At 42.7% G+C, this 23,422-nt stretch carries 24 protein-coding genes; 4 read left to right on the top strand and 20 right to left on the bottom strand.

Annotation, left to right across the window (positions count from 1 at the left end; translation table 11 throughout):
- Positions 1 to 197: 197 nt before the first annotated feature.
- The 9 genes from G587_RS21980 to G587_RS24330 all read right to left on the bottom strand — a co-directional run bounded on the left by G587_RS21980 (position 198) and on the right by G587_RS24330 (position 9,818).
- Positions 198 to 1,625: a carbon starvation CstA family protein gene (locus tag G587_RS21980; RefSeq protein WP_051200902.1), complete on the bottom strand. Its 1,428-nt coding sequence runs from the start codon at positions 1,623 to 1,625 to the stop codon at positions 198 to 200.
- Positions 1,626 to 2,136: 511 nt separating this feature from the next.
- Positions 2,137 to 2,502 (bottom strand): TIGR04076 family protein, encoded by a 366-nt coding sequence (locus G587_RS0108195; protein WP_026491840.1) that lies wholly within the window; start codon positions 2,500 to 2,502, stop codon positions 2,137 to 2,139.
- Positions 2,486 to 3,259, bottom strand: coding sequence for a hypothetical protein (locus G587_RS24335; protein ID WP_051200901.1), 774 nt, complete (start codon positions 3,257 to 3,259; stop codon positions 2,486 to 2,488). The genes G587_RS0108195 and G587_RS24335 overlap by 17 nt, the downstream gene beginning before the upstream one ends.
- Positions 3,256 to 3,747 carry an NAD(P)H-dependent oxidoreductase gene (locus tag G587_RS0108185; protein WP_026491839.1) on the bottom strand — a complete coding sequence of 164 codons (492 nt, stop codon included), beginning with the start codon at positions 3,745 to 3,747 and terminating at the stop codon, positions 3,256 to 3,258. The genes G587_RS24335 and G587_RS0108185 overlap by 4 nt, the downstream gene beginning before the upstream one ends.
- A gap of 171 nt (positions 3,748 to 3,918) precedes the next feature.
- Positions 3,919 to 5,034 carry a 5-methyltetrahydropteroyltriglutamate--homocysteine S-methyltransferase gene (locus G587_RS0108180; protein WP_026491838.1) on the bottom strand — a complete coding sequence of 372 codons (1,116 nt, stop codon included), beginning with the start codon at positions 5,032 to 5,034 and terminating at the stop codon, positions 3,919 to 3,921.
- Positions 5,035 to 5,125: 91 nt separating this feature from the next.
- Entirely contained in the window at positions 5,126 to 6,031 is a 906-nt protein-coding gene (locus G587_RS0108175) for a LysR family transcriptional regulator (RefSeq protein ID WP_026491837.1), read from the bottom strand.
- Positions 6,032 to 6,046: 15 nt separating this feature from the next.
- On the bottom strand, positions 6,047 to 7,189 hold the full coding sequence (locus G587_RS0108170; protein ID WP_026491836.1) for a glycerate kinase: 1,143 nt from the start codon (positions 7,187 to 7,189) through the stop codon (positions 6,047 to 6,049).
- 63 nt (positions 7,190 to 7,252) lie between these two features.
- On the bottom strand, positions 7,253 to 8,599 hold the full coding sequence (locus G587_RS0108165; protein ID WP_026491835.1) for a serpin family protein: 1,347 nt from the start codon (positions 8,597 to 8,599) through the stop codon (positions 7,253 to 7,255).
- 85 nt (positions 8,600 to 8,684) lie between these two features.
- Complete coding sequence (locus tag G587_RS24330; RefSeq protein WP_081679382.1) at positions 8,685 to 9,818, bottom strand: helix-turn-helix domain-containing protein; 1,134 nt, start codon at positions 9,816 to 9,818, stop codon at positions 8,685 to 8,687.
- A 348-nt stretch (positions 9,819 to 10,166) separates the two neighbouring features.
- Between G587_RS24330 and G587_RS0108155 the strand changes: the two genes are divergently transcribed.
- Positions 10,167 to 11,063 carry an alpha-hydroxy-acid oxidizing protein gene (locus G587_RS0108155; protein ID WP_035786124.1) on the top strand — a complete coding sequence of 299 codons (897 nt, stop codon included), beginning with the start codon at positions 10,167 to 10,169 and terminating at the stop codon, positions 11,061 to 11,063.
- Here the strand turns inward: G587_RS0108155 and G587_RS21965 are convergent, their stop codons facing one another.
- From G587_RS21965 to G587_RS0108135, 4 genes are all read right to left on the bottom strand, one after another.
- Complete coding sequence (locus G587_RS21965) at positions 11,064 to 12,086, bottom strand: lysozyme inhibitor LprI family protein (RefSeq protein WP_196812538.1); 1,023 nt, start codon at positions 12,084 to 12,086, stop codon at positions 11,064 to 11,066. It lies immediately after the preceding gene.
- Between the two features lie 5 nt (positions 12,087 to 12,091).
- Positions 12,092 to 13,168, bottom strand: coding sequence for a zinc finger Ran-binding domain-containing protein (locus G587_RS0108145; protein WP_026491833.1), 1,077 nt, complete (start codon positions 13,166 to 13,168; stop codon positions 12,092 to 12,094).
- A 19-nt stretch (positions 13,169 to 13,187) separates the two neighbouring features.
- A complete protein-coding gene (locus G587_RS26480) occupies positions 13,188 to 13,322 on the bottom strand; it encodes a hypothetical protein (RefSeq protein ID WP_256379310.1) in 135 nt (44 codons plus the stop codon).
- Between the two features lie 216 nt (positions 13,323 to 13,538).
- Entirely contained in the window at positions 13,539 to 14,879 is a 1,341-nt protein-coding gene (locus G587_RS0108135; RefSeq protein WP_026491832.1) for an MATE family efflux transporter, read from the bottom strand.
- Positions 14,880 to 15,066: 187 nt separating this feature from the next.
- Between G587_RS0108135 and G587_RS0108130 the strand changes: the two genes are divergently transcribed.
- Together G587_RS0108130 and G587_RS25830 are read left to right on the top strand one after the other, a co-directional pair.
- The gene (locus G587_RS0108130; RefSeq protein ID WP_026491831.1) at positions 15,067 to 15,789 is read left to right on the top strand and encodes a hypothetical protein; all 723 of its coding nucleotides are present in this window, start codon (positions 15,067 to 15,069) and stop codon (positions 15,787 to 15,789) included.
- Entirely contained in the window at positions 15,789 to 16,436 is a 648-nt protein-coding gene (locus G587_RS25830) for a CD3324 family protein (RefSeq protein ID WP_196812537.1), read from the top strand. The genes G587_RS0108130 and G587_RS25830 overlap by 1 nt, the downstream gene beginning before the upstream one ends.
- 74 nt (positions 16,437 to 16,510) lie before the next feature.
- Here the strand turns inward: G587_RS25830 and G587_RS0108120 are convergent, their stop codons facing one another.
- The 3 genes from G587_RS0108120 to G587_RS0108110 all read right to left on the bottom strand — a co-directional run bounded on the left by G587_RS0108120 (position 16,511) and on the right by G587_RS0108110 (position 18,706).
- Entirely contained in the window at positions 16,511 to 17,152 is a 642-nt protein-coding gene (locus G587_RS0108120; protein ID WP_155829456.1) for a transglycosylase SLT domain-containing protein, read from the bottom strand.
- Positions 17,153 to 17,283: 131 nt separating this feature from the next.
- A complete protein-coding gene (locus G587_RS0108115; protein WP_026491829.1) occupies positions 17,284 to 17,802 on the bottom strand; it encodes a GNAT family N-acetyltransferase in 519 nt (172 codons plus the stop codon).
- A 61-nt stretch (positions 17,803 to 17,863) separates the two neighbouring features.
- The gene (locus G587_RS0108110) at positions 17,864 to 18,706 is read right to left on the bottom strand and encodes a damage-control phosphatase ARMT1 family protein (RefSeq protein WP_026491828.1); all 843 of its coding nucleotides are present in this window, start codon (positions 18,704 to 18,706) and stop codon (positions 17,864 to 17,866) included.
- A 174-nt stretch (positions 18,707 to 18,880) separates the two neighbouring features.
- Between G587_RS0108110 and G587_RS0108105 the strand changes: the two genes are divergently transcribed.
- Entirely contained in the window at positions 18,881 to 20,227 is a 1,347-nt protein-coding gene (locus tag G587_RS0108105) for an MATE family efflux transporter (RefSeq protein ID WP_026491827.1), read from the top strand.
- A gap of 485 nt (positions 20,228 to 20,712) precedes the next feature.
- On the opposite strand, the gene G587_RS0108100 is transcribed toward G587_RS0108105, so the two are convergent.
- The 4 genes from G587_RS0108100 to G587_RS0108085 all read right to left on the bottom strand — a co-directional run bounded on the left by G587_RS0108100 (position 20,713) and on the right by G587_RS0108085 (position 23,410).
- The gene (locus G587_RS0108100; RefSeq protein ID WP_026491826.1) at positions 20,713 to 21,153 is read right to left on the bottom strand and encodes a GNAT family N-acetyltransferase; all 441 of its coding nucleotides are present in this window, start codon (positions 21,151 to 21,153) and stop codon (positions 20,713 to 20,715) included.
- Positions 21,154 to 21,234: 81 nt separating this feature from the next.
- Entirely contained in the window at positions 21,235 to 21,729 is a 495-nt protein-coding gene (locus G587_RS0108095) for a hypothetical protein (protein ID WP_026491825.1), read from the bottom strand.
- Positions 21,730 to 22,144: 415 nt separating this feature from the next.
- Positions 22,145 to 22,819, bottom strand: coding sequence for an ABC transporter ATP-binding protein (locus G587_RS0108090; RefSeq protein WP_026491824.1), 675 nt, complete (start codon positions 22,817 to 22,819; stop codon positions 22,145 to 22,147).
- Positions 22,820 to 22,831: 12 nt separating this feature from the next.
- On the bottom strand, positions 22,832 to 23,410 hold the full coding sequence (locus G587_RS0108085) for a hypothetical protein (protein WP_026491823.1): 579 nt from the start codon (positions 23,408 to 23,410) through the stop codon (positions 22,832 to 22,834).
- Positions 23,411 to 23,422 lie beyond the last annotated feature (12 nt).

Genomic DNA, 23,422 nt, shown 5'->3' with positions numbered 1-23,422 from the left:
AACTTTTTTCTTGGATATTATATATAGTAACACCCCAGACCACGCTTTTAAAAGTGCAGGCTGGGGTGTTTAACAGTCAGGATTTTATCTTATTTACTGAAACTTCGCAGTTACCTGAGAATTACAATGCTGCATGAGTGAAAGCAGCTTACTAGACTGTCGCATGCTTATATCTCCCGTAATATTTTTCAGTCTTTTTAATTCTTGTTAACGCTCTTCTTATTATACGCGATAACGTGGTAAAAATAGAAAACAAAAAATGCAAAGGCAGTAACTACTCCCGTATTATAACCAATAGCTGCGCTTAATCCGAGTCCCTCGTCTGCCATAAATATGTAGGTTACGCTTACCGCTGTCATAAAGGTTGCAGGAAGCGCGGTAAGAAGGCTGGCTAATTTATTTTTGTTTTCTCTAAGCAGATATGCTGTTGCGACCCAGAGTGATATCATCGCCAGAGTCTGATTACTCCATGAAAAATATCTCCAGAGAACATTGAAATCAAGCTGGGTCAGAAAGCCTCCAAGTCCCAGCAACGGTAAGGTGATGTCAAGACGGCATCTTATCTTCTTTTGATCCAGTTTGGTTATCTCAGCAAGAATAAGTCTGGCAGAGCGGAACGCAGTATCACCTGATGTGATAGGACATGCTACAACTCCTACAATCGCCAGTACTCCTCCAACCTTTCCAAGTAATCCGGTCGCAATATCATAAACCACTCCGGACTGCCCCATCTCTGAAATAGCAGCCTGAAGCCCACCGGTTGTTCCATAAAAGGCCACGCCGCCTGCAGCCCAGATAAGGGCAATTACAGCTTCTGAGAGCATGGCTCCATAGAACACTTTTCGTCCGTGCTTTTCAGAGGTTATGCACTTAGCCACCAGTGGTGACTGCGTGGAATGAAAGCCTGAGATAGCTCCACAGGCAACCGTTACAAACATAAACGGCCAGACCGGAAGCCCCTCCGGGTGCAGATTCTGAAATGTTATTTCCGGAATTTTATAACCGCCTACAATAATTCCGCCCATGATGCCCACTGCCATGATAATGAGCATTACTCCAAAAACCGGATAGATTTTACCGATTATTTTATCGATTGGAAACATGGTCGCAAGAACATAATAACCAAGGATCACAATATACCAGAACGGATTGCCAAACATAGGCGGTGTCAGCTTTGTAAGGAGAGCCGCCGGGGAAGTGACAAATACCGTTCCTGTAAGAACAAGCAGAACAATAGAGAAAATACGCATACTCCACTTTGCGAAGGTTCCCAGATAAATACCGCTCAGATTAGCGATCGACGCACCATTATTTCTCTCGGAGATCATTCCGCTCATGTAATCATGAACTCCACCACCAAGAACTGATCCGAATATTATCCATAGGAAAACCACCGGCCCAAAGCACGCTCCCATAAGCGCACCGAAAATCGGCCCCGTGCCGGCAATATTAAGAAGCTGCACCAGAAATACCTTCCAGGTGGGCATCGGAATGAAATCCACACCATCCTTCTTCGCGTAAGCCGGTGTTTCCCTGTCATCAGGCTTAAATACTTTTTCTACTATATGTCCGTACACAAAATATCCAATAATGAGCACCGCAAAAGACAAAAGTAAAGAAATCATATATCCCTCCTACAGGTGGGTGTCCCTGTTTTGTTGATGCCTGCCTTTTCATGTGCATTGCGCACATCCTTTAGGTATTGCAGCATAGTATTATTTTATCATTTTGCGTTTATTTCTTTTGTAAAAAAAGTATAAAGACTATGCTGTGGGGAGAAGGATTTTGGAGACTAAATATTGTTTGGGGGCAAATTTTGATCAAATTATGTTTGGGGATTCCTGAATTCCTGCAGTGATGGTCTTTGGGCTTTGGGCTTTGGACTTTGGGCTTTGGGCTTTACTAGATATTTTTATCAAATTATGAAAAGTCAAGTAGCCAAAAATGTCCTTCTGGTAGAATTTCCGCGACATTACTATCATCCATAGATTTTTCACGTAGAAAATGTCCCTACGGAGGCATCGATTAAGCGACTTTTGCTCAGATATAGAAAAGACACGTAGTGAAGGGCATAAAATGAGCCAAAAACTACGTGTCATATATTGAAATTCAAAGCTGGGTCAAGTAGATACCAGCTTATACTGTCTCATCGGGATAACTCCAAAACTTACCCTTATAGAAGTTCTCGTTACCCAAAGGTTTAGCTGTCAGTTTGAACATTACGCAGCCATCGGGGCAGACTACAGTTTTGCTATACTTGCCGTCACCACCCACATTTTCGAGATCTCCGCCACTTCTAACGGCTTCCATTAGCGGAAAGAGCATCATCATGGTCTTGGAGCAGATGCCATAACCATCCTTATTAACGGGACAACCATAGGTGCATTTGTAAACATCACCGATTTCTTCACCGTTTCGGCAATAATGCTCAGTAGTGTCACCATGCAGGAATCCTGTCACTTCAACTGTGAATTCATATTCTTCGTCATACCACTTTTTCATATTCTTTATAACCTCCTTCATCAGGTTTTTTCTTTGAAAACCATCCGCGGAATATACCGCCCTTTATGATGGAAACAACCGTGAAAAACATATCTGCTCCAAGGATGAACAAGAATGAAGGAAGCATTATTCTTGTATAGTGCTTTCCATATTCCTTCCTGCGATTGATGCAGGTTGCAATCCAAATATCAAACGTTATTATTCCACAACCAAAGAACAGGGCCTCTGCCACGTCTTTAAGCAGATTTGTAAGAATACCGTTGTCCAGAAAGTTTCCTGTTCTGATGCCTGTAAGCAGAAGATTCAATATCGCGAGTGCGAAAATCACAACAATCATGATACGCATCACGTTCATCATGACTCCACCGCCTATTCCCAGGCCGCCGCACCACTTTATTCCGCACCTTATGCAAAAGTTCTCCATGATCTGCATAAGCGGCTCATTCTGTCTGCCTTCAATGAAGCCGTTATTTGCGATAACATATACATTGATTTCAGGATTGAGATTTTTACACCAGGTCTCCATCTTTTTCAGAAAAGGAAGTACATGTGAAGGGACACCGTCTACGTATAACGGCATTGTAAATACTACTGCATCCGCGTCCTCAAGCTCCTTTAAAATATTGTCGTAGTCCGCTTTTGTGCGAAGCTTCATCATCTTTTTGCTTCCAAAAACGAAAAGACCTGTCATGGCAGCTACAAAACCTGATGCTGAAAGTCTTTTCTTAGGACTGCAATCTATAAAAACCGTCTTCATATCTTTGATACCTCCAGAGCAGTGATATCAGGCACAAATTCTAGCTCGGCAGACTGATATCCATGATTTAAACGGTTTCTCTCGACCATCAATTTCCACGTACTTTTCTCTTTATCATTGATATCGCCGTAGACTATTACCTTAAAAACGCCCTTTTTGCCATACCTGAGAGCATGATGCATCTCCCATCCGCGATAGGTGCTCATAGGTGTCGAAGCTCCAATAGCCCTGTCCAGTATGTTCTTAACTGCTGTGCTGTAGCCGCCGTAATAATTCTCAGTTATCAGCACGAGATCATCTGTCTGTCCGATAACCCTGCATATCTGGTGCAGGGAGTCCTTCATACCGCAGGTCGCAGGATGTCTGGTCCAACAATCAAAGCATCCCTGACAGGGTGCATATTTCCCATCAGCCCATATAACATCTGAAAATCGAGCACTAACCCTATTATGGAAGTTCTCATCAAGATCGTGGATTACTATTTTCATGCGTCTCCTCTTCCTCACTATTTTCCAAACAATTTTTGCCTTTATAATTCATTTTTCTGTATTTATAGTAACACACAAAGAAAGCAGTTCCTTCTGTTTTCACAGATAATGAACTGCTTTACACTGAATTGGCCTCAGAACCAGTCGTATAAAAAACCTGTTTTCAATTTTTTAATTCCACACCTCTTCCGCTATCTCTTTTACCAGTCTGAGCTTCTCCCACTGCTCTTCTTCAGTAAGCTTATTGCCAATCTCACAGGATGCAAAGCCGCATTGCGGGCTTAAGCACAGTCTCTCGAGCGGGATATACTGCGCCGCCTCCCTGATTCTGGCAATGACGGCCTCTTTATCCTCAAGTTCCGGTGTCTTAGTTGTGATAAGTCCCAGCACAACCTTCTTATCCTCTGAAACCTTTCCAAGTGGAATAAATCCTCCGGAGCGCTCGTCATCATATTCAAGGAAAAGAGCATCCACGTTCTCTTGCGCGAAAACATAGTCTGCCACCGTATCGTATGCTCCACTCGTAAAATACGCAGAGTTATAATTTCCCCTGCAGATATGGGATGTGATTATCATATCATCAGGTTTTGCTTCCAAAGCGAGATTATTTACCTTCAAAAGCTGCGCCTTAACTTCCTCAAGATCAATTCCCAATGCCTTATATCTCTGCTTTGCAGCATCTCCAACTATCGCACCCCATGTGCAGTCATCCAGCTGAAGATTCCTGCAGCCTGCATCATAGAACTGCTTTATAACATCCTGATATGCTTTGCCTATATCCTCAATGAGCTCCTCATTTGTAGGATAGAATTTCCTTGTGGTTTCATAATTAGCAGGTATGATCATCTGCTGGAATGTCTGAGCAGGTGCCGGTATAGTGTATTTTGCAACCGTATTTTCATCCTCGAACTGCTTGAGGAATTTAAAATACTCAACAAAAGGATGCTTCTTTGCTTTAATCTTACCGACTAAATATGTATCATCAAGCACCGCAAGAACTCCGTTGAACTGCACTCCCTTGCCTGTGTGCTCATGCTCCACTCCTTCAAATCCCCACATAAAATCAAGATGCCAGAAGGTTCTCCTGAACTCTCCGTCTGTGATTACATGAAACCCAAGCTCCTTCTGCTTCGCTACGACTTTTGTGATTTCCTCATCGATAACCCTGTCCAATTCTTCCTTGGTTATCTCTCCTGCCTGGAATGCCTCTTTGGCGTCCTTCAGTGCCTGCGGTCTTAAAAAGCTGCCCACAAAATCGTATCTATACGGTGTAGTTATTCTGCTCATAAAAATATCCTCCATTCATCTCTCATGGAGGGTATTCTATCAATTATTATTTATACCAGCTAATACTTTTAATGCTGGCTTCTTCATAGTTTCAATCTATGGAGAGATGCTTTTTAAGAGCTGCAACATATGAATCTGCGTATCTGCTTAGTATGGCATTCTTCTTTTTCAATATACCAATATGCATATCCCTATCGATATCAAGTGGTTTGGCTATGATACTACTGCCATTAAGCTTCCGATCGATAATTCCGCTGCTTACGGTAAAGCCATTTAACCCAATAACAAGGTTGAAAAGTGTTGCCCTGTCTCGAACCTGGATGATTTTCGGGAAATCCAGAACGCTGACAAACTCTTCTGCAAAATAGAAAGAATTACGATTCCCCTGCTCATATACAAGATAGGGATACGGCTTAAGGTCATCCATTTTTATCATATTTTTCTTTGCCAAGGGATGGTCTTTACATATGAAAACATGAGGCCCGGAGACGAGTAGTTCTTCATACACAAGGTTATTCTTTTTTATTAGCTTGCTGAGAATCTCTTCGTTGTGCTGTGAAAGATAGATTACTCCGAGCTCGCTCTTCCCGCTTGCCACGTCATCTATGATCTCGCCGGTCTGAGTCTCCCTGATTATGAAGCTGTATTGATCTGCATCGTATGCCTTGATCAAATCCACAAAAGCCTTTACCGCAAAGGAATAGTGCTGACAGGAAACAGAAAACTTAGGGCTCATTCCTCCGCCGGCTCCGAAATGCTCCTTCATATTGTCTGCCTGTTCCAGGAGCTGTCTTGCAAACGACAGCAGCTCCTCACCCTCCCGTGTTGCAACAACGCCCTTATTAGAGCGCACAAAGGCTGTGATGCCCATCTCTTTTTCAAGATTGTGTATTGCTGTGCTAAGGCTGGGCTGTGAAATGAACAGTCTTTCAGCTGCCTCCGTAATATTCCCACATTCTGCCACCGTAGTAAGATATGTCAGTTGTTGTAATGTCATCAGTCTGTTCCTTTTCTATGCTTTTTTTGTAGCATATATCAGTCTCAATGCCTGCTCCGCTGTGTCTGCGATATTTTTCATCGCATTATCCTTATCCATTGCTTCATCCAGTGAGCAGGCTCTCCGGAGTGCCGGGAAAAACGCATCAATTCCCTGCTGGTTACACCTTCCTGCATCAGCTGTCACTGCGCCGGCAATTGCTATAACGGTTTTTCCATGCTTTTTTGCAAGCTTTGCGACACCAGCAGGAGCTTTGCCCATAGAGGTCTGGGCATCCAGCATGCCTTCACCGGTGACAACAAGGTCTGCATCTTTTATGTAATCCTCAAGGGCGGTTTCCCTGAGTATAATATCAATTCCACTTTCGAGATTGGCTCCAAGAAATGTCCTCAGTGCAAATCCCATCCCGCCTGCGGCTCCGCTACCCGGTATGTCAGGATCAGCATCAGGAATTACCTCCTTCGCCAAGGCCGCATAGATACCAAGCCACTTATCCATATATTCTATCATCCTGCTGTCCGCACCCTTCTGTGGTCCGAAAACTGCACTGCAGCCGTTATCGCCACAAAGAGGATTGGTCACATCGCATGCTACCTGGAAATCGCACTCTGCAAGCGTGGGACATGCATTATCGCAGGAAATAGTCTTTAAATCCTTAAGTCCCGCTGCGCCGGGAGCAATCTTTTTTCCCTCAGAATCAAGAAAATCAAAGCCAAGAGCGGTCAGCATCCCGACTCCACCATCATTAGTAGCGCTACCGCCTATACCTATTATGAATTTCCTGCAGCCCTTATTTATCGCATCAAGAATGACTTCACCAACGCCGTAGGTTGTTGTATTTAGCGGATTCCTCTGCTCATTAGAAACAAGTGTTATTCCTGCAGCTCCGCTCATCTCTATTACTGCGACATTCCCTGGGATGATCCCGTATCTGCAGCATACTTTTTCCATCAGTGGCCCTGTGACAGATACATCTTCAAAACGTCCGCCAGTTCCTGTGACAAGGGCATATACGGTACCCTCGCCCCCATCCGCCAGCGGACGAACTATGGTTTCGACGTCTCCGCTCACTCTCGAAAAGCCTTCTTTGGCTGCATTTCCAGCCTCAATTGAAGAAACGCTCCCTTTAAAAGAATCAAAAGCCGTTACAATTTTCATAACTCCCCAACACCCTTCTTCTCACGTCAATATTAAGCTTAATATTATAAGTCCAACTCTTCTTTACTCCACTATCTGTCCACAGAACAAAACTTCCGTATCGCCCTCTCCACCGCAAATATAGAACTTGAAAGGATGATCTGCTACAAATTCCTTAGGTTCCTCTTCTATCGGACTGCAACCATCAACCATCATAATGGCTGTTGCAGCTGCAGCTTCAAGGCCGTCCTCATCAACCTTTATCTTTGTTTTCTGAATGATATCTGAAATCATCCACTGAGTGTCGGGACACATTACTGAAAAATCAGCATCCACATCAAATGCGAGCTTCACGCCTCTTCCCTTAAGGAAATCTATAAACTCATTCTGACTAAAGGAGCTTTCCGTCTCGAATTTAGGAAGCTTTACGATAACGTCCTCGTAAGAGGCCTTTTTCATAGCTTCCTGAACATTACCTACGTCTCCGAGTACGAACACTGCTTCCACGCCGCCATTTAGAGGAAGAACAACAAGCTTTCCCTTTGTATCCTCATAGAATCTGAATCTCTCCTGCTGATTCATGAATTCCTTTTCTACTTTTTCACCCTTTACAGTTGTAAATGTGTCGGAGCTGGTTGAATACTTATCAAAACTGCTCACCCATGAGCTCTTAAGGTAAAGAGTATTTATCAGTACCGCATTTACATTTGACAGATCATTGGATATGGAAGGTATAAGTCCATTCGTTCCATCATTTACCCACTGATTTACCTTCTCTGTTATCTTTTTGGAGTTTACATCATAAGCCTTAGCACCATAGTTCTTCTCTACATACTTTACATACTCCTTACCGAACTTTCCGTTGCGGTCAGTATTGTGCCAGATGGAATTCAGCATAACGAGTGATCCTTCAGGCTTTTTCGCATCCTCAGGGAACCACTCCTGGTTCTGCTTGAATTCCTTAACGTCTGCAGCGATATCTGCATCAAAATCATCAATTATCTGTGAAACAGACGCATACCATGCATTTACTTCATCCATGTCGATAAAGCCCATCGCATGAATCAGTTCATCCTTGGTTTTTGTGTCCGCGCCTGCTACAGCGAGCGCCAGAGCAGCTCTGAAGGATGTGGGTGAAACCATGTAATTCTCTTCTGCAAAACCTGCTGATTCAACAAATTCCATAAGAGCCTTGTCAAAGTCAGCTGTTGCCTCAGTGTTTACCATAACAGATGTATTCTTTTTATTTTTAGTATCATTCCCAGCTTCAGAAAGAGGTGTATCCTCTTCCTGAATGGAAACCTTCTGCACCATCTCATCTCCCGTATGCGCCAATAAGCTGGAATTACTCATAGCCGCACAACCTGTGAGCATTGAAGCTGTTAGTACAGAGCATATTGTCATGTTTTTTATGCTTATCATCTTTTTCATAATGTTCATCTCCCTTTATCACTAAAAGTGCCTTATACCTTATATACAGATGAACCTTGGATAATGTTGCAAAAATTTTAAACTTTTATCTCTGATTTCCTAAAAGCTCTCGTTCTTCATCCCCCGGCGTATACTCGCACCAGATATCATCCTTGAAGTGGAAGCTGTAAATTGAGAATTCATTCAAAGTAGAACCCTTGATAACATATGAAGCTTTGTCCTTTTTTAAATAATCCAGGTGTGCGGCAAGACTTGCATTTGTCACATCGGGATAGGACAGATATACGTAAATAATCTCGTTGTCAGCATCGTCAATAAGGGCGTATTCATAGACATTTTTATAACCATCCGAAGTCACATACGCCGGAAAATTGTAACTGTCCGCATCGTATTTTACCTCACCGATATGGTAATCGCTGTCCTCAAAATCTGTATCAAAAACCGTGCAGGTTATCTCTGACAGTCGCTTTACTTCACTGTCAAAATCCTCATCTGAATAAATAGCTGTAAGAAAAATGCTTCCGTCCGTATCAAAAAGTCCTGTTTTCATGGAAGATTCGAACTCTGTAGTAAGGGCATTTTCCGTATCATCCGGAAAAACAAAAAGTCCGCTATCCAGGTCTCCGCTGTAGGTTTCAAGGAAATAGTTTTTATCATAGTTTTCTATTCCGGTTTTCTTATCAAAAGGCTTTGAGGAATCGTAAATACCAATCACCACAATAAGCGCACTCATGATCATATATCGCATGCTTATAATAATGAGGACAAGAACTACCACTTTTATAACAAAGCCTTTTTTCTTCACGAGATTACTTAATATACCGTTTGCATAGAGCGTCGTTATGGCTAGTGCCACAAGACCTAAAAATGTCAATGCAATGGCAAAGCTTCTTGTTAGATTTGGCTCATAGTTTATGCACTGAAGTACTATGGCTATAGTCAGCAGAATTGTTCCAATTAAACTGATCGCTCTTACCCATTTAAAAAGCTTGCCCTTTTCGGTGCCGGCATAATCCGCCATCTTTTCGGCAACCTCTTTTACTTCTTCATTCATCATCTCGCTTTTTCTCTCTCCTTCAATGAGTTCTCTAACATCTACATCATAGAAATCCGCAATCTCAACCAGAAGAGAAATATCCGGTAGGTTGGTTCCGTTTTCCCATCTGGATATAGTTCTTGTGCTTACATTAAAAACGTTAGCAAGCTGTTCTTGTGTCATTTGTTTTTCGTGTCTTAATTGCTTAAAAAATAAGCCAGCTTTTTTCTGATCCAATCTTTAGTTTTTCCTCCTCTCTCAGGATAGTCAGAGTATAAAAAATCTGTCCTGTAAGTGCCACGACACAAAGCGAGAAATGCCATATTTACCTACCGGACACGATATGTCAGGTTCCATTTTTATATCCCCAACCTCCAAATAAAAGATTAAACAAAAATATCCCTAAGAACAATACTACCAAAAAATGAAATATGACATATCAAATATTGAGTAGGAATAGTCTCATATGTCTGCTAAGATTTATTTATCATTCTTTTACATAAAACATGAATTATCTTAAGGAGGTACTTGATGGCTTATACAAGACTATCTGATGCAAATGAAATCACTGAAAGATACATGGATTCAATACTTATTGAAGAGAGGCTGATCGATTCAGTTAAAGCTGATATCAGCACAACTCTGTTTGGCGAGAGCTTTTCAATGCCCGTACTTACACCGGCATTTTCCCATCTGAAAAGCTTTAATGGCAGAGAATTAAGCGGTCTTGAGGAGTATTCCTTAGCAGCAAAAGAAAGTAACATCCTGAATTTCTGTGGAATGATGGAAAACGATATGTTCCAGAAAATAATAGATACCGGTGCAAAAACCGTAAGAATAGTAAAGCCCTATGCAGATAACGGAAAAGTTCGCGATCAGTTCCAGTTCGCAGAGGAAGCGGGCGCTTTCGGAATCGGCATGGATATCGACCATATCTTTGGTCCTGATGGTTATGATGTTGTTATCGGCGAAGAAATGGCGCCTCAAACCTCAGATATGCTCCGCTCCTATGTTGAATCCACAAAGCTTCCCTTTATTGTTAAGGGTGTTTTAAGCGTACAGGACGCCCTCAAATGCGCAGAAATCGGTGCAAAGGGCATTATCGTGAGTCACCATCACGGTCGTCTTCCCTATGCAGTTCCGCCAATGATGATTCTTCCTGACATCAAAGAAGCTTTGAAGGATAAAGATATCACCATAATTGTAGACTGCGGTATCGCCAGTGGCGCAGATGTATATAAAGCGCTCGCTCTTGGCGCAGATGCTGCAGCTGTAGGCAGATCCATGATGCCATCCCTTGAAAAGGATGGTACTCCCGGCGTCGTAAAATTCCTTGAAGGAATCGGTAGTGAGCTCCGGTATATCATGAGTAACACAGGCTTTTCAAAGGTATCTGACATCGACGATTCTGCTTTATACGAATACTGATCAGTATACTATCGGGAATTCAAATTTATCTCCTGCTGCAACAATGCTGGTAGCGTCAGCCTCAGTAACTTCAAAGGTTGCACCGGCGTTGCTGCAGGTGATGATTCCTGTTACCAGACCATCTTCCGAGGTGAACTTGAGAGTTCCATCAGATTCTTCTGTTACGGGTCCTTTAAGATCTCCAAGTCTATACAGAGTTATAGCTGCCTCGCAGTCTGATTCCCATCCGCTTCGAACGGCAAGAATGCTGTATACTTCACCTGTTCCCTCATCATCAATATAGGAACCAAGGAATTCCTTCTCAGGATAGCTATATGATGAACCTGAGGCTTCTGCAAGAATAGATGCCAGATAATAGCATCTTCTCTTAGTAGCATCTTCCATATAACCATTGTAAAGAATAGGATAAATACTTCCGCCCTCTTCACTTGGCCCGTTAAACTGGGTAGCCGCGTCACCAAGCATAGCATCCCAGTTTTTCTGTTCAGTCTCTAAGCGGGTTTTGGTGTCCTCATCGACAGCATCACAGGTTCGAACCAGCAAATTAGCCAGTTCTGCCTGCCAAACCTGATAGTACCATTTTGATGCTACATTCATCTCATACTGTGTCTGGTCAGGATCTCTACGCTTCGTAATCACTTCATGGATATCGTCCATAGCTGCGAACTCTTCTTCAAGAGAACCTGCCTGGCGAACTGCATTATCTACAGCTGCTGCAATCTCTGCATAGTAGTCTTTATCATAGTCAAACTGTGTATCTTCATCGCAGATGCTAACAACACCGTCGGTACTGACTTCAGCCTCATCTGCCTTATCAACCTCTTCACCGGCTTCAGCTTCCTGAACTACTTCTTCTTTTACCTCTTCCTTTACTTCTTCAATCTCCTTATTCCAATTCTCAGTAGCTTCCGGAAGCTCTTCTACTACCTCCTCAGATTCAGGCACATTCTTCTGTGAAGAGCAGCCTGCAGCCGCCATCGTCATGATAAGCATCGCCCCAACAAATAAGTTCCCTTTTTTCATGTTTTTCAAGTATCCCATCCCGTTAATTCCTCTCCTTCTAAAGTAAGTATTATAGTTTGTCCCTCTTTTATTTCCTTCCACCATGACTCCTGAATATCATAAGTCACGGTTTTTTCCTTATCTTTCCCAAATGACCGGTAATGCAATACGCCACTCATTGTGTACTTAGTAGAGCGACCTGATTCCCTTTCCTTCTCACTCAGCTCTGGTTCTGGCCAGTATGGATTTTTATCCTTCCCGGAAGTGGTCTCTGACCGTTCATATTCCCATCTGTCTATATCGTAATAATATCGGGTGTCATATATCGGTTCCTGCCTGTAAACCGGCTCATCCTCCGTGTAATACTCAGTAGTATAATCCGGTACATAATTTTCATGCTCTGTAAATGTTCCATCTCCATTATCTGAGTAGCTGGTCTCATAATGGCCGCCCGACTCAACCTGCCTGGACTTTGTCACACTTTCATAATGATCCAGGACCGATTCATAGCTCCGGATCTCTGTAGCAGTATATGCCAGCCGGGCTCCATTCGGAAGATACCAGTCCGATTCCCGGAAGGTCTTGTATTCATCAATATCAATTGTGTTTTCCCAGGCCATCTCCTGGACATCAAAAGTGTATTCCCTCGGCTTATTGACATAAGATGAAATTAGATTCGAAATGATTATAGTAAGTACGATTCCTGCCGCAATCCATATCCATAAGGGAAGATGCCTTTTTTTATCCGAAAATGACTGGTTTTCAGCCTTATTCGTTTGTGCGCTTTGCCCTGTATTTACTGCAGGCTTTGGCTTAGGCTCTTTAAGAGAAAAATAATCATCCTTGCTTTCCGCTTTGGGCGCGCCACAGTTTTCGCAGCTTGTTCTACCTGCTGAGTTCAGTGCTCCGCAGTATTCGCAGTACCAGTCAGCTCCTACTACCTTGTGTCCGGGAACATACTTAACTTCTCCGGATTTCATATAGAATTTCGTTTCCTTACCACGCTGTCTTCCGCAGTTTGGACAATCGTATGTCGTTCCGGGAATGCCGGTACTTCCACAGGAAGGGCAGTCCCAATACCCCATTACTATCTTGTCTGCCATCAATATTTCTCCACAACTTTTACTTTTTCGAAACCTCCTCAAGAGCCTTCAGCGCCGCCCTCAGGGAATGATCCTCACCAAGCGGTTTTCCTGCATCCTCCTCAGCCTTGTCTATGAGCTTCTGCTTCCCATTCTGATCATAGGAATTCTGCAAGCCCCAGGCATTCTGATAAACAAGCCTTCCATCCTTTATAATCGCAAGCTGAGCACTGGAAAATCCATTGTCTATATCAGACTGAATTATGTTTTCTATAAGCTCCAGCGGCTTTTCATCGATGCCAAAAGAGATAAGGACGCAACCATCGCCCTTACCTTAGATTTTGTAAAAAACGTAGACATGATTTGTTTTTCCCCTCAAAAAACGTCTTTGTTAATTATAATTCAATTTCTTCTTTAAATAAAACAGACATCCGAAGCACATGATTATCTGCATTACCGTTGAACAAGGCGTCGCAAGTCCTATGTAGAAAAGCGAAACCGGATCCTGCTTACTCATAATGTATGAAACCGGAATCCTCACAAGGAAAGCTCCGATTATACCCTGAACCATAACAAACTTCGTATATTCCATGCCATTGAAAAAGCCAATGAAGCAGAACAGGAAGCATGTAAACAGGCAGTCGATAGCATAGGCCTTCAGATAATCCCAGGAGGCTGCAATTACGTCCGTGTCGTTAGCAAAAATGCCTGACAACAGATCTCCATGGAAAAATCCCGCGTAGAACATAACTATTGCTACTATAAATGAAACACCTATGGCGTATCTTAAGCCCTTGAAGGCTCTGTCGAATTTGCCCGCACCACGATTCTGTGATACGAATGCCGACATGGACTGCGCAAACGCTGACGGTATGAGCATTATGAAGCCGCATACCTTCTGGGCAACTCCCACTCCCGCTGACGCCACAAGTCCAAGTGAATTAACAATTGCCAGTATTACAAGGAAGGATATTCCAACCAGGAAATCCTGCAGCGCAATGGGTGTACCGATAAAGAGGATTTTGGCGATATGCTCCTTACGAAGCACAAAGCACTTCCTGCTTATGGTAAACGGAAGAGTTTTCCTTTTTATCATAACTAATGAAATCGCTACACTGATAAACTGCGCAGCTACTGTCGCAATCGCTGCACCCTTCGTGCCCATGCCAAAACCGGCAACCAGAGCAAGGTCTCCCACAATATTGAAAATGCAGGCAATAAGCACGGTTATAAGCGGTGTCATGGAATCACCAAGTCCCCTGAAAATACTACCGATAAGGTTGTATGAGATGATTACGATGATGCCAAGTCCGCATATTCTGATGTATGAAACAGTAAGGTCAAAGGCCTCTGCAGGCGCATTCATAAGGGATGCAAGCCCCGGCGCAAACACGGGAATAAGCAACGTTAATGCGATTCCTATTGTGAAAAACAGCATAATACCGTTAGCAACTATTTCGCCGCCCTCTTCTGCTTTTTTCTCACCTATCTTCTGGCCCAGGAATACTGTCATTCCCATGGAAAGGGCACTCACAAAATTAGTGAGTGTCATCATGATCTGTGAACCCGTTGAAACACCGGAAACATCTGCAGCGGCAGCGAATTTTCCTACTATCATAAGGTCAACTGCACCGTACAGAGACTGCAGAAACAGTGCAAAAAGCACAGGTATGGCAAATTTTAAAAGCGGTCCAAGTATAGGACCTTCAGTGAAATTGTTTTGTTTACTCATTTTTCCCCATATTTCAGCTCCCCTATTATTTCCCCCATTTTTCTATAATACCACAACAATCAATAGGTATAGTTCTGTTATAATTATTTTCTCTATATATCTATATGAACTACCTTGCTATCATAACAATTGTAAAAGCGCTTTGACACGTAACAGAAACTTATTACTGGCAAAAAAGGGGTACATTATGAACAGGGATATTTTTATAAAGAATCTTACTAAGGATAAAATAAATTTAAGTCCTAAGGGACGTAATGCCAACGAACTGACACCGGAGGAGTTTGAAGGCTGCTATGAGAACTTTTTTGATATGATCTTCGAGATCGCCGGAACAGATATTTCTTCCGAAACTGGATATGGCGAGTTTAACGAGGACAACAACGCTCCTTTCGACACCATAGAGGCGTTCATCAAGGCAGAGCTGATTGAAGAGCCTACAGAGGGCTATTGGAAAAATTGGAAGCAGATGTTTGGCACAACCTTCCTTGAAGAGGATTATTACTATAAAATAGCAGAAAAAGCATTAAAGTATGCTCCATTCTGCGAGGGCAAACGTTTTCTTGTTAATAACAATACATTTTTCCGCAACATAATAGTAGATGAATCCGGAAAAACCTATTGTGCAGACTGGGGAAGAGCCGGAATCATGGATTTTATGATGGATTTTGCAATACTTGATCTGAACAAGCCATATCTTCTGGTGCCGGAAAAGCTTTACGAGTATGCTAAAAAGAAAAACATCCAGATAGAGAACTTCAAGGAGAGGTTCCTTTGCATGGCATATACAAAGGGAATCGCAACACTGAGATGGCATGCATCGATTGATGATCTGGAGTCCTGCAATTCAATCGTGAAGTCCATAAATGAACTGGAAGATCGCATGTCAAAACTAACATCGGAGACAGCTTAATGAAATATGAAAATGCAAAGGATATCCTGCCTGCAGCGCTATTGGCAGAGGTCCAGAAATATGCAGAAGGAAAACTGATATATATTCCCAAAAGTGAAAAGCCCAAGGGCTGGGGTGAAGCTTCGGGATACCGGAGCAGGCTCAGCAAGCGTAACACTCTGATTTGTAGCAGGTATTCTGCAGGAAAATCGATTATGGAGATAGCTGAAGAATTCTATTTGTCGCCAGAGACGATAAAAAAGCTTGTTTATGGTAAAAAAGTTAATCTGCCCATGTTTTCTCCCTCTGTTCAATCTGCTGAGGCTTATTCCTCCGCAGGTATGGGGGAGGAATGGGTTCGCATCTTCCTAAGCTCGCAGGACGAAGATATGCCTGATATTTCAGACTATTTTATGTCAGAGCTTGTGAAGATTCCTCTCAGATTTATCGAGGATGGAAATGAAGAAGAGACTATTTCAGAAAAAAACACTTTTGATGTTCCGCTGATTGTTCTTTACGATAACAGGACGTTTTCAGCGCCCTATCAGCAGGATCAGTTAAGTTATCTTAAGCGGGAGAAAAGAAATTCTAATTACGCATTCATTTTCGCAAAAAATGATGAATATAACTATTTCTGGAATAATTATGGAAAGCATTTTCAAAGATAAAAAAGACCAACGAGGATTTGTCATTCGTACATTTCCCGTTGGTCATTTTTATATATTGTTAGTTATTCAATTATTCATGCTGTTGCAAGTAACTGCGCATTTGAGCAGATTGTTCTGCTGTAATTAGTACCATCTGTTCTGTTTGCAGCTGCTGCGCTTCTCTCTCCCTGGTGCCAGCAATCAAGTGCAATATACATATTTCCATATTTTGCCATCCAGCCTGAAAGCATATATGCACAGATTCTTACATTCTGATATGCATCATTAGGATCTGCTCCAAGTGTAGCTATTGCTGCACCAAAATTACTGGGATTAAGCTGTGTAAGACCGATGTAACATCTATTCTTTGCTGCTGCATTACCTTTACTCTCTGTATATACAAGCGCCTTAAGAATATTACTGTCTATACCAAATTCTGCAGCGGCCTGCTCGCAATATGTGTGTACTTCTGCCGGAAGAGCGATGGGACAATTCTGTGCAGGTGCAGGAGCTTCTGCCTGTGCGGGTGCCTGAGCTTCCTCTGCAGGTGCCGGAGTCTCCTCCTCAGCTTCAGGTGCAGGCTCTTCTGCTTCTTCAGTTTCCTCTGCCTCTTCAGCAATTACCTCTTCACTTGATTCAACCGTTGTTTCAACAGCCTCCTCTGCCTGTACCGTCACCTCGTTGGTAAACATAATACCAACCACAATAGTTACCATGCATAACAATTTCTTAAACAAAATACATACTCCTTAATACTGTTACAATTGGCAAATAGCCAATTGTAGCTCTGATGTTTTGCGCATCTGAGTATGTATTTTATTACATGAAGTAACCTTTTGTCAACTTTTGTAATATTTATGTAATATTTTCAGATTGCCAGCTCGTAAATATAGCTGTCAAACTCAATATCCATATGATATTTCTTATAGGTTGTCTCGCTTTTTACCTTGAATCCGAGCTTGTCTAAAAGCCCGCAGGAGGGAATATTATCCTTTGCCACCTCTGCTGTTACGGTTTTGATGGACTGCTCTTTTGCCCACTCTATAAGCTTTTGGATCGCTTCTGAAGCAAAACCATTACGCCAGTATTCTTTATTGATGCAATAGCCTATATCAATGTTGCTTCTGTCTTCATTTGGAAAAGCGCAGCTGGTTCCTATGCTTTTTCCTTCAGATTTATTCTCGATCACCAGATAATAGCCATCATCACTGTCTTCCATACTATCAATAGCGTTCTGATACACCTCATCAACATAATCCTTTGTAGGATCACTTAAATACTTTCCATTTTCTTCATCAAACCACATGCCGGTACAAAATTCCTGATCGGCTGTCTTGTAGTTCCTAATGGTAATTCTCTCGCAAGTCAAATTCTTTTCTAGTCTCATTCTTCCTCCCTGGAAATTTCATTTCCATCTTTGTCTATTACAATTCTGATTACATTACCCTTTACACTTCCTCTACAAATATTCCTGTGAGCTTTGGAACCTCGAATCTGCTTGTAAACAGTTCGCACTTACACAGGAAGGAATAAAAAATATGTCTGCCTTGTTTGCACAGGGATTCATAATTGCCCTGACCCTTAGCAAGGATTACATCTGAATTATCCAGAATGTCCTTTGCCTCGTCAGAAAGCATGCCATAAACAGTACCAGCGACCGGATTGCCATTGGAAATAACTCTGCCAAGCTTATCCATTCCTACATATTCTGCATCATGCATCGTTGCGTCATTTAGCACCTCGCCGCCTCTAACCAGGATATTTACATCAAGGTGTGAAAATCGCTTCTTAAGCTGCTCGATGAAAAGCTTATCAAGAACAATTTCACCGCAATTATCTGTAATAAGAAGAAATGTCTTAGCTTCTCCCAGCTGCTTTACAAAAGAATCGATAGTTTTTCTGTCTCTGTCGTGAACCTCGACATCCTCAATAAGTGAAAGGAAAGTACCCTCATCGACACTGTTCATCGCGCCAAAATCGATGTAATTTCCGACTCTTGCATACGCCAGTGCTGTTTCCAGCGGATTCTCCGACTCCTCGATTTTTCTTCTTATCTCATCCTCCAGAGAAAGCACCAGATCATTGTACTTTTTCTTTACATCCTTATAGGATGCCCTTTTTCCAAAGAACTTCTCATGCACCTGTCCAAAAAGATAGACAAGATAAGGCGACGTATCATCCTCACCCCTGTTATCAATCAGGTTCTTGATTTCTTTTAAATATTCCTCATTATCTGTCAGGTGCTTTTGTTTATCGTACAGGCACTCTGCACAGCTCTCAATTATTCTCATACTCCACCTACAATCTTTCCTTTTTCATAGTTTCATCCCTCAAACCCTTCTATAATAGCTTTTTTACGCATATTTTTCCACTTTTCCATACTAATAGCTTTTTAACATACTCAGTAAAAAGATTGCACAAAACGTAAAAAAGTGATAGAAAGGAATACTGTGCCCTAACATTGGATGCATTTTAAGGATGGTTTTAGAAATATCATGACAAAAGGCTCTATTACAAAGAATTTAATAATGTTTGCTGTTCCGCTGTTTCTCGGACAGCTTCTTCAGCAGTTATATAGTATCGTCGACTCCGTGGTTGTCGGAAACGTCCTCGGCAAGGAAGCTTTGGCTGCCGTCAGCACCACGGGAAGCCTTATCTTTTTGATGGTAGGCTTTATCAACGGTCTGTTCATGGGCAATAGCGTTATTATCGGCAAAAGCTATGGCGCCCAGGATAACAAGGAAGTCTCAAAGGCAACCCACACAGGAATTGCTTTTGCAATCCTCATGGGTATTGCAATGACTGTATTTGGCTACTTTTTCACACCCATTCTTCTTAGGTGGATGGGGACGCCGTCTGATGTAATGGACAATTCCGTGTTGTACTTCAAGATATATTTCCTTGGAGGCCTCGGCAATATTCTGTACAGCGCCTGCTGCGGCGTCTTTCAGGCCGTGGGTGACTCCAAAAGGCCCCTTTATTACCTTGTTGTCAGCACAGTGATAAACACAGTTCTTGATATTACATTTGTAAAATACCTTGGTTTTGGAATCGGAGGCGCTGCACTTGCTACGATAATAGCGCAATTTATCAGTGCTCTTCTGGCCTTCGTGAAGCTGATGAAGGTTGACGGCCCCCACAGGATTTACTTAAACAAGCTCAGGATGGATATGAATCTTCTGGGAAAAGAGCTCAAGATAGGTATTCCGACCGGCATACAGAATAGTGTCATCGCAATAGGTAATGTCGTAGTTCAGTCCAACATAAATGCTTTTGGCTCAGAGGCCATGGCTGGCTGCGGAAGCTATTCCAAGCTTGAAGGCTTCGTTTTTCTGCCTATCACCTGCATCTGCATGGCTTTGACAACCTTTGTCAGTCAGAATCTTGGCGCCGGTGAAATAAAGAGAGTCAGAAAAGGCGCCGTTATCGGCAGTGCCATCGGTGTTGGAAGCGCTGAGCTTATTGGCGTAGCTGTTTTTGCCTATGCCCCGGTTTTCCTGAGGATGTTCTCAAGTGAACCTGCTGTCCTTGCAATCGGTACAGCGCAAGCCAGAACTGAGAGTCTGTTCTTCTTCCTTCTGGCACTTAGCCACTGTCTCGCAGGAATATTCAGGGGCGCAGGAAAGACGACAGTTCCCATGATTGTCATGCTCTCCAGCTGGTGTCTCCTCAGAATAACCTACATAACTATAATTGTAAGACTCATCCCCGTAGTAAACGTGATATTCTGGGCTTATCCTTTGACCTGGTCGGTCAGCACGATCATTTTTGTGATTTACTACTTCAAGGGGAAATGGATCAGAGCCCTCTGATTTGATATGTATCATAAATAAGATAAATGCCCTCTTTACTGCACAGACCAGTAAAGAGGTTTTTTATTTATTCGATTACGTGTCCTTCATAGGTTTTTTGCCTTTTGTTCGGTAGCTCTTTCTCTTAGAAAGTCCCAGGCTACGGGTCTTTCTAAAGATTTTCGTCTTGGGTCAAGTAGTTTTACCCTTTAAAAGGTCCCGGCCTACGGGACATGCAAAGATTTTTCACTTTTTTCAAGTATTTGCACCTCTTGGATTGTCCAAAACTACGCGACATTGTAAAGATTCCGGCTCTTTTTCAAGTAGTGGCGCTTTTCATCTCCTCCCAGGCTACACGTCAAATTAGCATTTTGGCCCTAAAGCAAGTAATCCCCAGCTTCCAGTATGATTAAATTTGTTCGCGCCACCCAGTACATCAAACAGAAATGTACCTCCCGCGAGCAAAAAGCCAGTGCTCCTGCGATTTCCATGCCTGCCTATATCCCTCACTCTACCGTCCACTCTGTCCATTCTATGTGGTTGTACTGCATGACATCATCAGCGAACTTCATGCCCAGTTTCTTGTAAAAAGGCACTGCATTTTCATTCGCTATAAGGTACACCGCTATGTCCTTCTCACCACCTGCTATCTCATGAGCAGTCTTCATAAGCATGCTTGCTATGCCCTGTCTCTCGTAGTCTCTGTCTACCCCCAGATCAGTGATATATAGCCAGTAACAAAAATCCGTGAGTCCAAAGAGCACTCCTACAACCAGCCCCTGCTCATTCCTTGCAACTAAGCTTATTGATACATTTTTTACAAGCCTTGCAATCCTTTCGGCAAACCGCTCCTTAGGGTACTGGGAACCAAGGTCGGTTCTTTTCAAAAACTCTATGTATTCCTCTGCTGATATACGCTCTTCAACAATTCTTATATTATCTTCCATACTTATCCTCGCACTTTCTATCTAAGATTTTCTATTCAAACAATAACTCCATGAAAAAAGGCTGAAGCATTTTACACGCATTCAGCCTCTATTTTCACTGTATTCCATGAATAACATGGGATGGGCCGTACAAAAAGGTGTCTCTTTCATATACATCCCAAGGGTTTCATCGTTATCATCTATACATACAACGGATTTAGGAGAAATATCCGGAAAAAGCCTGCTAACCACGCCCTTCACTATCTGCGGCTTTTCGGAAGCATCCAAAGTATAGTAGCAATGATCTGCAGGAATCCCATAGAGCCTCTCTACCATCTCTGATTTCCAGGCCTCATGTCCGTGGGGCTCTCTTGAAATGCAGAATATCCTGTCCATATCATGCCCCTTTATGAAGTTATAGATTGGTTCAAGCCTTCTGCAGTCAGCATAAATGTTGACTTCCCTGAATTCCGGTGTGAAATCCAGCTCATGATGGGCATGGTATTCTCCGTAATTGTAGCTGGTCAGAGTTCCGTCGATATCAAAAAATATTACCGTGTCGTTCTTATGAATTAATTCCCAGATTTTATTTATCATTCTATGTTACCGTCCGTAGATTCTGTTTTATTCTCTTTCTTAACATTCTTCACCTGTATATTTTACTAAGGAATCACGCAGAATTACAGTACAATGTTCAAACACAAAGAAAACCACAGCTCCGGTGAAGCGCACGCCACCTTTGCTGTGGTTATTATTTATTTAATCAGGGCTACACCTTGGTAAAGCATCGCTACCGCGGCTGCCCTTTTATGCGATACAATCATCTGTTTGATGAGCAGGTGATATATCTTTTAACATGAATTCCAAAAAACATAAGTATTTCATAGATCATAATAGTGTCCTCCTCATTTAAAATCTGTTGTTTTCCCTTTCCTGAGTACATATTAGCAGGAGGACTATCACACAAATATCACAGTGTTTTGTATCCTATAAAATATGACCACGGAATTTACTATTTATCCTCCGAAAGCTGTCCATCTACAATATGCACGATCCTTGATGCCTGCTGAGCAACACCCAGATCATGGGTTATCATCACTATGGTGTGCCCCATCTCATTCAAATCCCTGAAAAGCTTAAGAACATCCTGGCCACTGGCCCTATCCAGCGCTCCTGTAGGCTCATCTGCCAGCAGTATCGCGGGTTCTCCCACCAATGCTCTGGCAATGGATACTCTCTGCTTCTGACCACCGGATAGTTCATTGGGCTTGTGCCTGAGTCTGTGATCCAATCCCAGAAGCTTGATGATATCTATGCACTTTTCCTCTGCTTCAGGCGTGCTCATGCCTCTTACTATCAGTGGCATTATGATATTCTGCATTATGTTATAGGTGGGGATTAGCTGGTAATTCTGAAAAATGAACCCTATCTCCTTATTCCTGATATTACCAAGATCCTGCTCCTCCATGCTGTGTATCGCCTGTCCGTCCAGGAAGTACTCACCGGTATCAGTCACATCCATGCATCCGATGATATTCATCAGGGTGGTTTTTCCGGAGCCCGAAGGACCCAGAATTGCCACAAATTCCCCCTTTTCCACATTGAAATTCACATTTTTCAATACCTGAACCTTGTCCTCGCCCAGCGAGAATCCCTTACAGATATTGACCATTTTTATCATACTCATGTTTTATCCTGTCTATTCTACAACCCAGATTTTGTCGATTATATTTTTTCCGCTTTCCACTGCGATAGCTATAGTGTCGCCTGTTGAAAGTGATGAAAAGGTCACCGTTGTTCCAAGCTTGGTTATGACCTCTGTCCCCACCGGAATCTCAAACTCTGCAGTCTCACCTGTCTCCTCAAACTGCTTTACACTTCTCTCAGGCCTCTTAGAGTCTGAACCATCTCCGGATGGCTTCTCCCCTGAAGAAAAACCTCCTGAAGGCATCTCGCCTGGCTGAAAATCACCTGATGGCTTCTCCGGTCTTTCACCAGAGAGCCTATCTCCAAAGGGGTATCCCTTTCCTTCAGCTTCCTTCAAAATGCTAACTTCCATATCATTCCCGGCGATGGAGGTGATCTTCGCATAAACCAGCTCCTGTCCCTCTCCAACGGTTATCTCATTTGCCGCCGCAGCGGACACCTTGTTTTTCTGATATATCTTCACCCCTACGACAGCAGTGACCACCAGAACTACAGCTATTAGCACCGCAAAGAAAGCAACCTTCTTATTTTTCTTTTTCCCTGTATCCTTTACTTCCGCATTTTTCTCCATACCAAACCCCTT

This window comes from Butyrivibrio sp. XPD2002 (assembly GCF_000423945.1).
Classification (GTDB): Bacteria; Bacillota; Clostridia; order Lachnospirales; family Lachnospiraceae; genus Butyrivibrio.
The sequence above is the reverse complement of the archived record's forward strand: the minus strand, read 5'-3'. Positions and strand labels throughout refer to the sequence as shown.